Here is a 15072-nt window from a genome sequence, read left to right on the forward strand (position 1 = left end):
TTAAATAGTAAGAAATGATTTATTCGATTCTTGTAATTCCCTAATTGTATTGGTCAATATTTTAATAACATTATCGTAAATAGCATTCGCATTTGAATATTTCTGCGTCACCGTTTGTGAAATGGTTTGTGCTTCTGTTTTAAATTGGTCGAAACCAGATTGCCATGCCGCCCACCGTGCTGAATTATATTTAACATCTGATAAAAATTTTTTTTCACCTTTTTTATCGCTAACCTTTGGAAACTGGTTGATTATTTCATCAATAAAGCTTATATCCATTTTAAGATAAATATTTTTTCCGTCATCAAAGATGCATTTTTTGTTATTCAAACCAAGCTGTCTAAACCATGCCTCCGCCTCACCTTGATTTTTTAGATAACCTTCAGCGGGTACCAGCCTTCTATCTTTATATTTGTCTTTTAGCGCTATAAGCTTATCAATTATCTTTTTTGTTTCATCAAACTTAAATTCAATCGTATCTTTATCAGTTTTAATAGCATCTTTAAATGAGGCAAGTATTTCATTAAGTTCTCTTAGCGCATCCGCATAAGATTTAGCGCTATCCTGAAAAACTTTTAAATAATCTTTATTAATATTAGTAATACTTTCATATAAGCTTATAGCGATTTCTCGGCTTGATTTAATCTGAGAAGCATTAGTATTATTAAATAATGAATTTTTGGCACCAGGTATATTTTCTTCTGTATATTTATCTATTGCACTACGCATTTTTCTAATTTTTCTAGCAGTCACTTCTCTGTTTTTTCCCTCATAATCAAGGATATCCAAATACGATGCTATTTCCTGACTTTCTATTTGTTGGCCACCACGCAGGGCGTCTGCAAATGACAACAAACGTTCATTATTATTTATCTTTTCTGCCTGCTGATTTGCTTTTTCACTCCCTGCCGGAGTTTCCATTGCCTGAATTAACTTTTTATTTTTCCTAACTAAATCTTCATTACGGTTACGCAAATATTCTAGTTGATTTAATTCAACATCCTGATTAGCAATAACCGTTTTGCTATGACTTGCTTGGGAATAATGACTATTTGTATTATCACCATTATCATCATTTTTATAAAAAAATGATGCCTTATTTAAAACGGGATTATTAATTTCCATTTTCATACCTGTAAGGAGCTTGACTAAAAATTCTAATCAGGGCGCTTAATATTCGCCTTAAATTTCAGTCGTATTAGTCTAGCAGATTACTTTTTATCTCAAATGTCAGAAACATATTATCCAATAATAGATCGACAAGTTTGCGCTCTACGTTGACATTCTTCCGAGAGCGACATTAATATTTGTTTTAATAATGCTTGAAATTCATCTTGGGCTTTTTTAGAGATTTGCGCTATGTCACTAAAGGCACGTTCTTTTGCCAAATCAACCTGCGATTGCGCTGATTTTTCTGCCTGCACTGTTGCATTCTGCTGTCCGGCCATCTGGCCTACCACGGCTGAATTTTGATTTAGCGCATTTGCCGCCACTAAACCTTTTTGCGCCTGATTTTGCGTTTCTCGTCCAGTTAACTGAAACATCTGTGCTTGGGTTTGAGATTCCTGTGATTGAGCCATAAAAACTGCTGCCGTGTCATTATCTGTACCGGCACGAGATGCATTGTAGGCCGCATTTCGCTGCTCTATTGCATCTGCATTTAATTTAACGGCTTGAGTATCATGAAGTTTCAATGACGAATTTTGTTTAGATAAACTTTTAATTGACCCAAAAGTACCAAGACCAGCCATGGTAATGGAAACCCCTGCTGTTATCATTGCTTGTTTTTTCCCTTCCTGCGCCGCTTCAACCATATTATTAGCACTTGATTTAATTGAATCATAGGCGATCTTTACCTCCATATTGGCTAAATGACGACGCGTTTCTAACTGAGTTAAAGCCGCCATCAACATTGCCTGAATTAATTTATCCAGGTTACCGGTATAGCCATTAGCCAATCGGGTGATCTCAAAATGATTGCTATCATTTATGTTATCATCAATGTTGATAAGCCCTTCTTTATCTTTAACTGATTGCAAAAAGTTAAATAATTCTGAGCGATTTTCAACCTTAGCGAGTAAGCTTTCAACAGCGTCTTTTACATCACTAGCTAAATCTTTTCCACCAATCTTGACAGGTTTTCGTAATACAGGTTTTACTAATTCATCGTCTGTTATATTTATATTATTTATTATATTTTTTATATTAGCTGCTGTTGGCGCAGATCCAGCTAAAGAAGGTTTTTCCGTATTAGAAATACTCTCTACATCATCAATATTAGGATTAGTTGGGTATGAGATAGCTTTATTATCAGAATTACTTATTGCTGTCATATTTTCCTCTTTAATTTAAGCACGCAAAGACTTACTGATATATTTACTAGTATCATTTTGAGCAGTAATTATCTCTGTTATATCAGAAAATAATTTCATGATGCCCTCTTGCTGATGTTTATAAGTTGTAAATAAATGCTGTGAATCATCCATTAAACGGTCAATTTCATAGCGATCAAACAACATATCAGCATTGATATTGGCTTTCTGTAACTCAGCATTGGCAACATTAATTCTCAATCCTCCTTGTGTTGCTGTATTGCTAAACATGATCGCTTGATTAGCCATAGCTAATCGATTGCCAGTAATTCTCATCAAACGATAAATTTCTTCTGGCGTACTTAACTTCATATTTTTAAATACTGACTCATTAACGTGTTGAGTTGCTTTTTCCATCATCGCTGAAATCTTACTGGCAACTTGTTCTAATTTTTTTGTAAATTCATTAATTATTTTTTTTATCGCCACTGATGTTTGATTACTCATATTTCTTACTGCATTGGGAATAATTTTCTTTATTACCTGAGTAATAGCTTGTTTAGCGACTTGCATAATGGAGTTGATAAAAGTTTGTGACATTTTTTCAAAAAGAAATTTTGCCGCCGATTTTGCCACATAAGCTAAAGCAATAATTGCCGCAACCGCGATCGCCGCAGTTGCAATGGCTTTGACCATTGATGATAAATCAGTGCCAGCGGCCTTATCGATCTCTTTTAATAAATTACCAAGTGGCGTATATTCCAATATCGCATCGACAACTTTACCTATCATCTCCATTAATGGCATAAAAACATGCTCCATTAACGGACTCATGATCCTATCGGTTAATGATCGACCTGTCGCTTTTTCGGCAATAAAATCTGCTGCTAATAACGCTACACCAACCGCCATTAAAGCAATACCAGCGCCGCCAAATAACGCAGCCGCTGCACCAATAGCCATAACCAAACCACCCAAAATTTGTCCGACACATTTGGCTATTTTTTGCGTTTCTTCAGCTTTTTGTACCTGTTGTTCATATTCTTCCGCTTTGCGTTTCAGTTCATTTTGATTCGCCGTCGCTCGTTTACGATTGATCTCAAGATCATCCTTTAATTTATCAACAGTACTATTACCAATAGTAATAATTAATGTTGTTAAAATTTCTAACAACTTAGCTGTGTTTGACAGAGCTTCTTCAATATGCTGTTCAATAGGTTTATCGCTTTCTATTTCATTTGCTTTAAATTCACGCAATTTATTTAGTGCATCATCAAGTAAATCAGCACATTGCGCTACATTATTAATAGCAGCTTCACACTCATTTGATTTCATCTCAAATAAGTTATTTAATTCAATTAATTCATTTTCTTTTTGGTTAACAAAATTAGCAAGCCCATTTATTTCTTCTTCTAATTTTTTTTCTAATAAGAAACTATTATCAGTAAGATTTTCTGTTATATTTTCTGTTATATTTTCTGTTATATTTTTATAATCTAGCTGCTTGCTATCCAGTTCATTTTTTTTAGCGCTAACTTCATCCTCAAGTGTTTGTTTACAAGATTTTAGTTCTTGTAGTTTTATCATCATGTTATTTAAACACACTAATTGTTGTTGATATTCATGATTCAGCTGGTCAATTTCACTTGATAATTGATTAGCATTTTCAGTCTTAGCTTTTAATTTAATGTTAAACATTTCAATTCTTAGTTTTAAATTTTCCCCTTGAAGATCAATAGTAATTTTTTGCATTTCAGCCAAGATAAATAATAAGTTACCTTTTCCTGACAGTGAAGAATTTGGCTTTCTAATTTGTGGCATATCGATTAAGCTGTTAGAAACCTCATTATTAGGATCTGATTTTAGAATTAGCTCTAACTTAGCTTTATTATTTAATTGAGTTCTTTCTTTGGGAGAAATAGTTATTTTATTTTTAATAACGCTAGCAATTTCATTAAAATGATCATCACTGACATTTTCATTATTAAAATTATTAGAAAAATTTTTCCTTATATTTAATGTGTCTATCTCTCCCATATAATAACTCCTAATTATATATATGTTATTATGAAGTTGAACTTTCCGTTTTCACTTCTGATTCTGATAATCTCGTTTCTTTAATAACTTTTCGATAAACTTCAGCTTTTTTTACTAACTTAGCATCCGTACTTTCATTACAAACCAAATCAAAACAATAAAGGGCTTTAGCAATATCACCCATTTGTAAATGGCATTGGCCTGAATAAAAAACAGGACAATGATTATCTTTTGCCATTACATAAGATAAAGCATAAATATCACAAGCTTTGGCATAATCCTTTTTAAGCTGATAGACAACGCCTAACCCAATGAAATAATCCGCATTTTTTAAATCGTACATACATAGAAATTTAAAAAACTTTTCGGCTTCATCTAGCCTACCTTGTTGATAAAATTCATAAGCATGCGCGTAAATATTCTCTATAACATTTTCATCTATTTCATAGATATCTTTTAGTGTTGCACCCGTATTCATAACTGTCAGAATAGTTTCCTCAAGCCCAAAACTATCTTGTTCATTCTGAGTAAGAGATATATTTTCATTATTACAGGGCATAGTAAATCTCCTGAATTGCTATTAGCATTCATTTTCATAATTAAAACAGATAAATAAATCATGTTCACATAAATAACGCTCATACAAAAAGTAATTCTTTATGTGATTTAGTTATCCCACTCATTTTCAACTTTTTGCAACCAACTTAGAATTTTAATTACTTCACCAATTTCCTCTAAATTAATAAAAGAATAAAGTTGGTGTGTATTATATATTCGACGTGCTAATACAATATTCTCTATCACCGGTACGCCCTCTTTTTCAGCATAAGCACGTGCAGCCAGTGCTCGTTGATTGGTTTCCAATACCGAAACCATTGGTATTGCAACTATTTGTGGATTTAAATAGATACCAATAATAATATGTGTTGGATTAGCGATCATAAATTTGGAACTCTCAATATCACTTTTTACTTGTTCGGATAAAATCTCAACATGCAATTCTTTTCTTTTTGATTTTATTTCAGGATTTCCTTCCTGTTCTTTATATTCACGCTTAACTTCATTTTTATCCATCTTTAAATCTTTAATGTGAATAAAATATTCTGCAACTGCATCTAAAATTAAAATAATGAAAGATGATAATAATAAAATAATAATAAAATTACTAACTAACTCTTTCCAAACTATGAAAACACTTTCAATATTTAAATAAATTTGAGAAAAAATAATTTTTTTATTATTATTCCAATAAATATATGTAACAATAAAAAATATTATAATAAATAAAAATGTTTTAATGAAATCTTTTATAGTTCTAATACTAAATATCTTTTTAACCCCATTAATAGGATTTAAATTATTAAAATCAAATTTTAATACTTTAGTTGCAATTTTAAATCCTGTCTGTGCCATTGTTGTGAGCATAATAATTAATATACATAAAAAAAGAAAAGGTAAAAAAATCTTTAACGCCGTAAAAAAAAGAACAAAAGTATAATTTAGTGGTGTGATACTATGATTATTTTTTAATGTATTTGCCCAAATTTCTATTATAGTTGTAAAATTAATATAATTCGTCAAATATAAACAACCTAAAAAAATAAGGCAACTAATAACCAAGTCTTTGCTTTTAAAACTTTTTCCTTTTTGCGCTGCATCTTTTAATTTCTTAGGTGTTGGTTTCTCTGTTTTGTTTGCTGACATAGCTTTCCATTAGATACTGTTTTGCATTAGTTTAAAAGATATTTCCTGCATGATTAATACCGTTTCACTAAACGATGAAGAAAAATAAATCATCAATATAGTAAAACAAATTAGACTTTTAACAGTTAAAGCAATAGAAAAGGGATTTAATTGTGGAGCATATCGACCAAGCAGTCCAAGCATAATTTCAGTGACCAGAAAAATAATAATTAATGGACTCGCTAACATTACTGCTTTTGAAATTGCATAAGAAATAAAAGTTAAGATATTTGAAATTGATGGAAATTTCATTGAAAAAGGTAGCCACAAACGATAACTATGATGATAAATTTCTAAAGTTGTTATCACTCCATCATTAGCTAAAAATAGTGTCACCGCAAATAAATTAAAAAAATTAGCCAGTTCGGATGTATCTACACCATTAATAGGATCAATACTACTACTTAATGTCGCTCCTCTTTGATTATCAATAATATTTCCGGTTATTTGTAAAACACAAAAAGGTAAAGAAATAAAAAGAGCAATCATTAATCCAATAATAACTTCTTTTAACAAGATAACTAAATAACCCATCGATTCTAATTGAGGTAACTCATATGCATCATATGGCCATACCCCCATAGCAATAAATAATGAAAGAGGAAATTTTATTGTGGGAGATAGAATATTGTTAGATAAAAATGGAATAATAGAAAATATTGGAAAAATACGCGATGCTATGATCACTAAATGAGATAAAAAATTATAAATATTAAAATAAAAATTGGTATCTATATGCATAATATTACATCACGATAGAGCTAATTTAATAACTTCATGCGCATAACTTAAAAGAACTTCGCTATACCAACCTGATAGTAAATATAAACACCCCATTACACCAATTAACTTTAATCCAAAAGGCAAAGTTTGCTCTTGTAGTTGAGTTACCGTCTGAAAAAGTCCAACTAACAACCCAATTATTGTTGCAACTATGACGGGTAATAATGAAAATATTAATATTAAATATAATGCTTTATTACTTGCAAAAATAATATTACTCATAATTTTTATACATTATCCTGCTGCTAGTTCAATATACTGAGTTATTAATCCTTTTGACAACAAGCTCCATCCATCTAAACATATAAATAAAATTAACTTTATGGGAACAGATATTGTTACCGGACTCATCATCATCATTCCAAGCGATAATAAAATACTTGAAATAAGTAAATCGATAACAACAAAAGGCAAATATAAATAAAATCCGATAGTAAAGGCGTTTTTTATTTCACTTAAAGCATATGCTGGAAGTAATGAAACAATAGAACTATCATTACCATTTTCATATTGATTATCATTTCCATCATCCGATTTTTGATGTAATTTATCAAAAAATGAGACTAAATCTTTATCTGAATATTTTATTAAATAATTTTTATATCCACTTAGGCCAGAATTTACTGAATTAATAATAGAATCAATATCTTTATAATCTATATTCACCTTATTAAATTCTTGATAACTGGTTTTTACTATTGGTAGTAAGACAAAAAATGACAACATTAATGCTATACCATTTAACACCATGTTAGAAGGAATTTGCTGTAGTCCTAAAGCATTCCTTGCCATAATAAAAACAATAGAAAATTTTATATAGCATGTTCCCGTCGCTATAATAAATGGTAATAAAGTAGAAAACGCCAATAGGGTAATCAGAGAAATATCATTATTCATAATTTCTATTTTTACTCTCTATATTAGTAATTGTTTATTTTTCGTTATGAAACAAATGAGTGATCTCTACACCTAATCTATCTTCAATCCATATTATATTTCCTTTTGCAATTAAAACTCCATTAGCAACAATTTTAACATTATTTTCTGCTGCTAAGTCACATGGTAATACTTTACCTTGAAAAATATTTTCTAATTCCAATAAAGGAATTTTTCTTTTTTGTAAAATATATTCAAGGGTAATAGGAATATCATCTTTAGATCTTATTTTATCGCCAGGCTCAATTAGAATATTATCCTCACTGATTGTATCATCAATACTTTCATCATAAAAATTAGTATTTACCATATAAACACCATTATCGTTAGTAAAATGACCAATAACTTTGTTCTGAATAACCACATCATACGTTTGCTGATTTACAAATAAAATATCACCCACATTAATCTTATTTAAAGTTGATGCAGTTATATTACTGAAACCCATTCTGAAAATTAATTCCACTGGAATATGATCACATTTATATTTTTCTAATTTACTTACATGATTCAAGTTATTATCAATATCATGGATCCATATATTACCATAATCTGTCCTAAGCATAGCTATAATATTTTTATAATCGCTATCATTACAACTAACTTTTCCATTACTATATATAGCATTAAATTCTAATTCAAAAGGTAAAAGTTTATTTATTGTATGGCTATTTAAAAAAAGAGCTTCTAATTCTTCAAATTTCCAGGCATACATAGATAAACCGTTTAAATCTGGTTTTATTAATTCTAACCATTGACTTAAATCTATGATCCCTTTCCAATTTTTATTAGTAAAAAAGGATAATAAAAATTCTCCATTTGGTAATGGAAATTTCTTTTGACTAATTCCTTTTTTTTGCCAAGAAATTAACAATTGTTTAAAATTAATTTCCTTGTAGCTTTTTATAGGAAAATAATTTTTTATCATTCTTCATCCTCGGAAACTATTCGATACTTATCACTTTTTTCATTATATTCATCTTTATTATCTTGTTTTATAATGAAAAAATTTTTTTCACAACTATTATTACTATTTAAATAGTTATGAATTCTATTATCAACTAATGAATCTGAAGGACAAAAGCTAAATAATGGATAATGCTGTAAATTCTTATTTATACTTATATCCACATAATGTGTTTTTCCCCATTTTTTAAAATAATATTTTAACTCTCTATTTTCATTACTATTAATAAAGCTATTTTTTATATTTTTATTTTTTAGTGAATTTTCAAATAAGGGTAACTCTATATTTTTATTAAACTTTTTTTTAGACAACAAAAATGGAGTATGATAATCGTAATCATTACTACTTTTATAACTTACTGGTATTGTTTCATAACTGGCTGTTAAATTCATTTCTTGATTGTAAAATAAATTATTTATGCTACATTTTTTGTTCTGTCCACGAGATCCTAAATCAATAGTGTCAACTAAAGTCGTTATATAACTAGCATCAACTGGATTACTGATACTTAATTTATTGCTAGTATTTTCTTTTTTTACAAGGCTATGTTCATGTTTTATAAAGTGTATTTGGCTGGATATTTTATCAGTGGAAATATAATTTTTATGATTGTTAAATTTATCATTCTTTATCTCCTCTCCATTTGCAAAATCTTTAAATATTGAGTGATTACTTGTTATAATATTTTTTATATTAGCTTCAGATAACTTTAAAGACATATCATAACTTTGATTATCTACTATTACACTATCTTTTTCTTCATTTTTTATTAAGAAATTAATTTCATCAATATTTCTAGGATAATCAACTTCTTCAATTTCATCTTTATATTTACCATCATAAAAAAAAGCATTATCATTTGATAAATCAAAATCATTAGTTTTTGTTAAATCAATTTCAGATAATGATTTATTATTTTTTATATTCTCTTTAATAATATCATCTAATGAGCATGTTCTATTTTGCTTTGATTGCATATTATGAATTTTTATTGAGCTTACTTTTAGCATAAAGAACTTCCTCTATTTCATTTTCTTCAATAAGATATTTCCTTTGAATAATTTTAATCATTTCTTTTTTTAACAAAAAAATATACTTTTCACTTTTCATGTGTAAAATTTTTTTAATATTTAATTTTTCTTTTTTTTCTATAATAATAGCCTGATGGGCAGCTTCTTTTTTTGCTTTCTCCAGTTTTAAATCGATTAATTTATGATTAAATACAGCTTGTTTTCTTTTTATTGCTAATAACTCATCTTTTGATAAAAATCCCACATTATTAATATCTGCCAATAAGCTATTTATAAATAAGATTTCTTTATTAATTTCATTTATTTCATCTTCTATTATCATTATCTTGTTATCTAATTTTTGTATTAAAATATCGTTCTGATTTATTTTTTGACATATTAGCGCATGCCTTTTTTTTACATTACGATAAAATCTCATACATCTCCTGTTTTATTGATTCAAAAGATTTTTTTTCATCAGGAGATTGCATAAGCCAATTATTTATTTTGTTATATTTATATAACATTTCATCATTTTCACGGTTTTCACCTTCTTTATATTCGCCTAAATCGATAAATATTTTCAATTCTTCAATTTTACTTAAGATTTTTTTTACTTGAGCGACATGACTCAAATGTTTCTGATCACATATTTGAGAAGCTACACGACTTATACTTTGTAAAATACTAATAGCAGGATAATGACTCTTTTCTGCCAACTTACGATTTAGATAAATATGTCCATCAAGAATAGAACGGATCTCTTCTGCAATCGGATCTGGCTCGTCATCATTTTCTAATAATATAGTATAAAATGCTGTTATTCCCCCTTTTTGTGTAAGCCCCGGCCGTTCCAATAATTTTGGTAATGCTTCAAATACAGATGCTGGATATCCTCGTCTAGCGGGTGGTTCTCCCGCAGCCAATGCTACGTCGCGTAATGCCCTTGAATAACGGGTTATTGAATCTAAAAAAAGTACTACGTTACTTCCAGCATCGCGAAAATATTCAGCAATTGTTGTGGCAACCAGCGCAGCATTTACCCGATCGATTGAAGAGTAATCAGAAGTTGCATAAACAATAACGCATTTATCGATATGACCAGTTTGTTTCAATGTATCAACAAATTCAGTCAGCTCACGCCCCCGCTCACCTATTAATGCGATAACAAAAATATCTGCACTGGCATGCTGTATCATCATATGTATCAGTGAAGTTTTTCCACATCCAGCAGAAGCAAAAATACCCAATCGTTGACCAATACCACAGGTAATTAGCCCATCAATCGCTTTAATACCCGTTACAAAGGGATGTTGTATTGGTTTTCTTTGCAAATAATTTGGTGGACTTTGGTTGATGCCACGCTTTTCATTAGTTAATAAGCCACGGTTTTCTTTAAAACGTTCAGCAATGTGTCCCATTGAATTAATGACACAACCTAATAAATTTGGTGAAAGTTTTATGGTAAAATGTTCTTTTGATGGAATAATGACACTCTCTTTTGAGATCCCTATCGATTCACCTATTAGCCCTAGTATTACAGTCTCTTTGCGAAAACCCAGCACTTGTGCCTTGGCAATAATTTTTGTATCCCGCCAGTTTTTATGAATATGGCAAATTTCACCAATTTCACAATCAGCAATATTGGCCTCAATCATTGTTCCTAATAGAGACTGAATCTTATATATTCTATGGCTTAAGGTGAGTTGATTCATTAATGCAGCATCTCTGAGTAATTATTTATTAAGTGAAAAAATTCCTCCAATGCCGCAGAAAAGCCTGCTCCATCGGCTAAATATGCTGGTGATACAACGCCAGCCAAATTAATATATCTATTACGAGAAATTAATTGTAACTGTTTTGTCACGGTAAACTGACATTCTTCCATTAATTTTTTTAATATTTTTTCGCTTAATTGATAAATCACATTACTTTCCTCTTCGCACAGAGGGCTCCACAACCATACATAATCATCATCAATGCTTATATTGATATCTAAGGAATTACTAAATTCTAATGTAATCGTAGAATGTCCATCAAAATCAGAAATTAAATTTTTATCACAACCACTATGTACCAGTGCATCACGAACTAATAAGGCAATATCAATATGCATACTCTCTCCATTTAGCTTTAAATCGTTCTTAATACATTTACGGAAACCGTTTCTGTTAATTCACCAAAAGAAATAACATCTACATTGTTAAATTTATTTTCAACAAATTTTTTTAAAAATCTTCTAATATCAACTGAACATAGAATTACGAAATCATTATAAGAGAAAGGCAGACTATTTAATGCTATTGAGATTTTATCTAATAAATATTCAGACTCTTTAGGTTCTAAATTCAAAAATGCACCAGCCGAGGTATTCCTAATATTACCTCGAATAACCTCTTCATTTTCATTTGATAATAAAATAACGTTTAAATTATTTCCTCGCGAAAATTTATGACAAATATATCTTCCCAATGCACTACGGATATGTTCCACAAGTAAGATAACATCTTTCTCCTTTGGTGCCCATTGTGCAATAGTTTCCATAATTAACTTCATATTTTTTATTGATATTTTTTCATTAATTAGCCGTTGTAATATCTCAGCTATTCTTTGAATAGTTGCATGTCTTACGACTTCTTTAATAAGATCTGGATATCTTTCTTCTAAATTATCAATTTCTTGCTTAGCTTCTTGTATACCAAAATATTCGTGTACATAACGAGTGAGTATATTGGCTATGTTAAAATAAATTTCATCTATATAATGACGACATAAATAACCTATTTCTTTTATTTTTTCATAATCCGTTTCATTTATCCAAAAATCATTATTAATAGTCATCTTTTCGATCCCAAGATGTTCAATTTCATCTGTTTTATTAATAAGACGATATCCATCACATCTAACATAGAATTGATCTGCTTTTATTTCATTAATCAATAACAACATAGTATTTTCTTCTAAATTATCAGAATCGCTTATTATTATATCAGGTAAATTTATTCCATATTCTAAATAAAAATTATTCTTTAATTTGGCAGAAATATTTTCTTTCTTTAATTTTTCAATTACGCTTTTATTAACAACCAAAATTAAAGGGATCGTTTCATTTGTTTTTTTATTGATTACTCCTTGATTATCTATTTCCAAATCCGTTATTTCATTCTTTGTAATTAATGTTGTATCTTCTTTCTTTGGTTTATTTTTTTTAAATTGAAGATAATAGATACTAGCCAATATTGCCGAAATCAATAAAAAAACAATAAAAGGAAAACCAGGTAAACTACCAATACTCAGTGCAATAATTGCTGAAATAATCAAAATTAAAGGATTAGTCAATAATTGGTTAATTATCGTTCTGCCTAAGTTTTCATTATCACCATTAACTCTGGTAACCACAAAACCTGCCGCAATCGCTATTAATAAAGCAGGTATCTGTGCAACTAATCCATCACCTACCGTCAAAATCGTATATGTAGCCAAAGCATGCGAAAAATCCATATGATGCTGACTAATACCAACACTAATACCACCGATAAAATTTATGAAGATAATAATAATACTAGCAATTGCATCACCTTTGATAAATTTCATTGCACCATCAAAGGATCCATAAAGCTGACTTTCCCGTTCGACCACACTACGGCGACGTTTAGCTTCTTCCGCATCAATAATACTAGAGCGTAAATCAGCATCAATACTCATTTGTTTGCCTGGCATACCATCAAGAGAAAATCGAGCAGCAACTTCGGCAACACGTTCTGAACCCTTAGTAATAACCATAAACTGTACAATAGTCACTATGGCAAAAATGACAAACCCGACAACTAAATTATCAGCAATAACAAATTGTCCAAATACAGCGACAATCTCCCCTGCATCAGCTTCACTTAATATTAATCGGCTTGTACTGACGGTTAACGATAATCTAAATAATGTTGTTATCAATAAAATAGCAGGAAATGATGAAAAATTTAGTATTCTATTTACATAAAAGGAAGATAAAAATACTAGTGCAGATAAAATAATATTTAATGCGATTAAAAAATCAACTAAATAGGTAGGTAAAGGAATTACCAACATTGAAATGATGATGAAAACTAAAACTAATACAAACAGTTCTGAATGTCTTTTTATTTCATTTAGAAAATTATTCATATTTACTCAATTATTATAGTGATTTATACTATCTTATATGAAAAAAAGTATTTAATTTATCTATCAACTGATCTTTTATTATTTCTTTATCATTTTCATTAATAAAAATATATAGTGGTAATTTTTTCACTAAATTATATATTAATTGAGTTATTTTTCCTTTATCTTCATTGCTACTATCTACTTTTAATAATAAATCTAGAAAATCCCCTGTTGCATTAGGTTCCTCAAGTGCGCCAATAAAAAATAATGCTATATTCAACTCGTGAAAGAGAATTGCTTTACTTTTATAGTAGTTAATTAAAGATTCAACAAAAAATTCATCACATGATTTTATTGTCTTTATCTGATTTAATCTTGACAATAGATTACCAAATTCTATTCGACTACAACTGGGATCATTGGAATTAATATCAGTAATAGTTGCATTTTCAATGAACTGTAAAATTATTTTTCGATTTTGTGTTCCATAAGTTGAAATCCAGCTAGCATAAATTTTTATCTCAGACAAATCTGTTTCAATAAATTGTCTATAACTTTCACGCAATAAATAAGGTTTAACATCTATTTTAGAGCTAAATATACGTGCTTTAAGTGCAACATTAATCCCTGATTTTAATCGTTTTTTATTGGTAGTTTGTTCTACATAACTTAATACATCTATAATTTTTTTTCTATTTTTTTCATGTAGATTATTACGCTTAATTAATGCCCGTAATACAATCACTAAATCACTATCATCAGTTATTAACTTTCTAAGCTGTCCTACTAAATGTTTTGTAATAAGATCGGCTTTTGATAAAATATTTACTACTTTATCTATTTTTTGATCGATTTCATCATCTAAAACATTGTCAAATTCATTATAATTTTCTGTTTCACTTTTTCTAACTAATTCTCTTCGCTGTCTAATTTGTGTTAGTAATAGTACTTTCCCTTGTTCATTACCTAATTTTTTTCTTTTTTGATTATATTGATACCTTTCTTCTACTTCAGTCTCACTTTCAGCATCGAATCTCTCCTGCCGATCTATTTTTTCCCGATCATTCACTTTGTCCATAATTAATTTTTGCTTATGGCGCTGCATGAGCTGCACCATATTATAAGAATTATTTATGTTATTACT

General features: G+C 29.3%; 15 protein-coding genes. All 15 read right to left on the minus strand.

Translation table 11 applies throughout. From position 1 onward, the window contains the following. Positions 1-1125 carry an IpaD/SipD/SspD family type III secretion system needle tip protein gene (locus G468_RS0105940; protein WP_026822345.1) on the minus strand — a complete coding sequence of 375 codons (1125 nt, stop codon included), beginning with the start codon at positions 1123-1125 and terminating at the stop codon, positions 1-3. 116 nt (positions 1126-1241) lie between these two features. Then, the gene (locus G468_RS0105945) at positions 1242-2333 is read right to left on the minus strand and encodes a hypothetical protein (protein ID WP_026822346.1); all 1092 of its coding nucleotides are present in this window, start codon (positions 2331-2333) and stop codon (positions 1242-1244) included. Between the two features lie 15 nt (positions 2334-2348). Then, a complete protein-coding gene (gene sctE, locus G468_RS0105950) occupies positions 2349-4349 on the minus strand; it encodes a type III secretion system translocon subunit SseC family protein (RefSeq protein ID WP_026822347.1) in 2001 nt (666 codons plus the stop codon). A 28-nt stretch (positions 4350-4377) separates the two neighbouring features. Then, positions 4378-4908, minus strand: coding sequence for a SycD/LcrH family type III secretion system chaperone (locus G468_RS19890; protein ID WP_034249404.1), 531 nt, complete (start codon positions 4906-4908; stop codon positions 4378-4380). 107 nt (positions 4909-5015) lie between these two features. Continuing rightward, positions 5016-6053 carry an EscU/YscU/HrcU family type III secretion system export apparatus switch protein gene (locus G468_RS0105960; protein WP_026822348.1) on the minus strand — a complete coding sequence of 346 codons (1038 nt, stop codon included), beginning with the start codon at positions 6051-6053 and terminating at the stop codon, positions 5016-5018. Between the two features lie 9 nt (positions 6054-6062). Then, entirely contained in the window at positions 6063-6833 is a 771-nt protein-coding gene (gene sctT, locus G468_RS19895; protein WP_034249406.1) for a type III secretion system export apparatus subunit SctT, read from the minus strand. Positions 6834-6842: 9 nt separating this feature from the next. Continuing rightward, positions 6843-7097, minus strand: coding sequence for an EscS/YscS/HrcS family type III secretion system export apparatus protein (locus G468_RS0105970; RefSeq protein WP_026822349.1), 255 nt, complete (start codon positions 7095-7097; stop codon positions 6843-6845). A 12-nt stretch (positions 7098-7109) separates the two neighbouring features. Beyond that, positions 7110-7772, minus strand: coding sequence for an EscR/YscR/HrcR family type III secretion system export apparatus protein (locus G468_RS0105975; RefSeq protein WP_026822350.1), 663 nt, complete (start codon positions 7770-7772; stop codon positions 7110-7112). 34 nt (positions 7773-7806) lie between these two features. Further along, a complete protein-coding gene (locus G468_RS0105980; RefSeq protein WP_026822351.1) occupies positions 7807-8739 on the minus strand; it encodes a FliM/FliN family flagellar motor switch protein in 933 nt (310 codons plus the stop codon). Continuing rightward, positions 8736-9788, minus strand: coding sequence for a SpaN/EivJ family type III secretion system needle length determinant (locus G468_RS0105985; protein WP_026822352.1), 1053 nt, complete (start codon positions 9786-9788; stop codon positions 8736-8738). Before G468_RS0105985 ends, G468_RS0105980 begins: the two co-directional genes overlap by 4 nt. After that, entirely contained in the window at positions 9757-10227 is a 471-nt protein-coding gene (locus G468_RS0105990; RefSeq protein ID WP_026822353.1) for a hypothetical protein, read from the minus strand. Before G468_RS0105990 ends, G468_RS0105985 begins: the two co-directional genes overlap by 32 nt. After that, entirely contained in the window at positions 10211-11503 is a 1293-nt protein-coding gene (gene sctN, locus G468_RS0105995) for a type III secretion system ATPase SctN (RefSeq protein ID WP_026822354.1), read from the minus strand. Before sctN ends, G468_RS0105990 begins: the two co-directional genes overlap by 17 nt. Next, positions 11503-11904 (minus strand): InvB/SpaK family type III secretion system chaperone, encoded by a 402-nt coding sequence (locus G468_RS0106000; RefSeq protein WP_026822355.1) that lies wholly within the window; start codon positions 11902-11904, stop codon positions 11503-11505. Before G468_RS0106000 ends, sctN begins: the two co-directional genes overlap by 1 nt. 17 nt (positions 11905-11921) lie before the next feature. Further along, the gene (locus G468_RS0106005; RefSeq protein ID WP_026822356.1) at positions 11922-13946 is read right to left on the minus strand and encodes an EscV/YscV/HrcV family type III secretion system export apparatus protein; all 2025 of its coding nucleotides are present in this window, start codon (positions 13944-13946) and stop codon (positions 11922-11924) included. A 28-nt stretch (positions 13947-13974) separates the two neighbouring features. Continuing rightward, positions 13975-15033: a type III secretion system gatekeeper subunit SctW gene (gene sctW / locus G468_RS0106010; RefSeq protein ID WP_162143412.1), complete on the minus strand. Its 1059-nt coding sequence runs from the start codon at positions 15031-15033 to the stop codon at positions 13975-13977. Positions 15034-15072 lie beyond the last annotated feature (39 nt).

The sequence above is a fragment of the Arsenophonus nasoniae DSM 15247 genome, from assembly GCF_000429565.1.
In the GTDB taxonomy this organism is placed as follows: Bacteria; Pseudomonadota; Gammaproteobacteria; order Enterobacterales; family Enterobacteriaceae; genus Arsenophonus; species Arsenophonus nasoniae.

Bases quoted from the DNA above. Each gene is read 5' to 3' on its own strand.
- sctN (WP_026822354.1), bottom strand. From the start codon at position 11,503: ATGAATCAACTCACCTTAAGCCATAGAATATATAAGATTCAGTCTCTA.
- G468_RS0105940 (WP_026822345.1), bottom strand. From the start codon at position 1,125: ATGGAAATTAATAATCCCGTTTTAAATAAGGCATCATTTTTTTATAAA.
- G468_RS0105975 (WP_026822350.1), bottom strand. From the start codon at position 7,772: ATGAATAATGATATTTCTCTGATTACCCTATTGGCGTTTTCTACTTTA.
- G468_RS0105960 (WP_026822348.1), bottom strand. From the start codon at position 6,053: ATGTCAGCAAACAAAACAGAGAAACCAACACCTAAGAAATTAAAAGAT.
- G468_RS0106000 (WP_026822355.1), bottom strand. From the start codon at position 11,904: ATGCATATTGATATTGCCTTATTAGTTCGTGATGCACTGGTACATAGT.
- sctE (WP_026822347.1), bottom strand. From the start codon at position 4,349: ATGGGAGAGATAGACACATTAAATATAAGGAAAAATTTTTCTAATAAT.
- G468_RS0105945 (WP_026822346.1), bottom strand. From the start codon at position 2,333: ATGACAGCAATAAGTAATTCTGATAATAAAGCTATCTCATACCCAACT.
- G468_RS0105980 (WP_026822351.1), bottom strand. From the start codon at position 8,739: ATGATAAAAAATTATTTTCCTATAAAAAGCTACAAGGAAATTAATTTT.
- G468_RS19890 (WP_034249404.1), bottom strand. From the start codon at position 4,908: ATGCCCTGTAATAATGAAAATATATCTCTTACTCAGAATGAACAAGAT.
- G468_RS0105985 (WP_026822352.1), bottom strand. From the start codon at position 9,788: ATGCTAAAAGTAAGCTCAATAAAAATTCATAATATGCAATCAAAGCAA.
- G468_RS0105970 (WP_026822349.1), bottom strand. From the start codon at position 7,097: ATGAGTAATATTATTTTTGCAAGTAATAAAGCATTATATTTAATATTA.
- sctT (WP_034249406.1), bottom strand. From the start codon at position 6,833: ATGCATATAGATACCAATTTTTATTTTAATATTTATAATTTTTTATCT.
- G468_RS0106005 (WP_026822356.1), bottom strand. From the start codon at position 13,946: ATGAATAATTTTCTAAATGAAATAAAAAGACATTCAGAACTGTTTGTA.
- sctW (WP_162143412.1), bottom strand. From the start codon at position 15,033: ATGCAGCGCCATAAGCAAAAATTAATTATGGACAAAGTGAATGATCGG.
- G468_RS0105990 (WP_026822353.1), bottom strand. From the start codon at position 10,227: ATGAGATTTTATCGTAATGTAAAAAAAAGGCATGCGCTAATATGTCAA.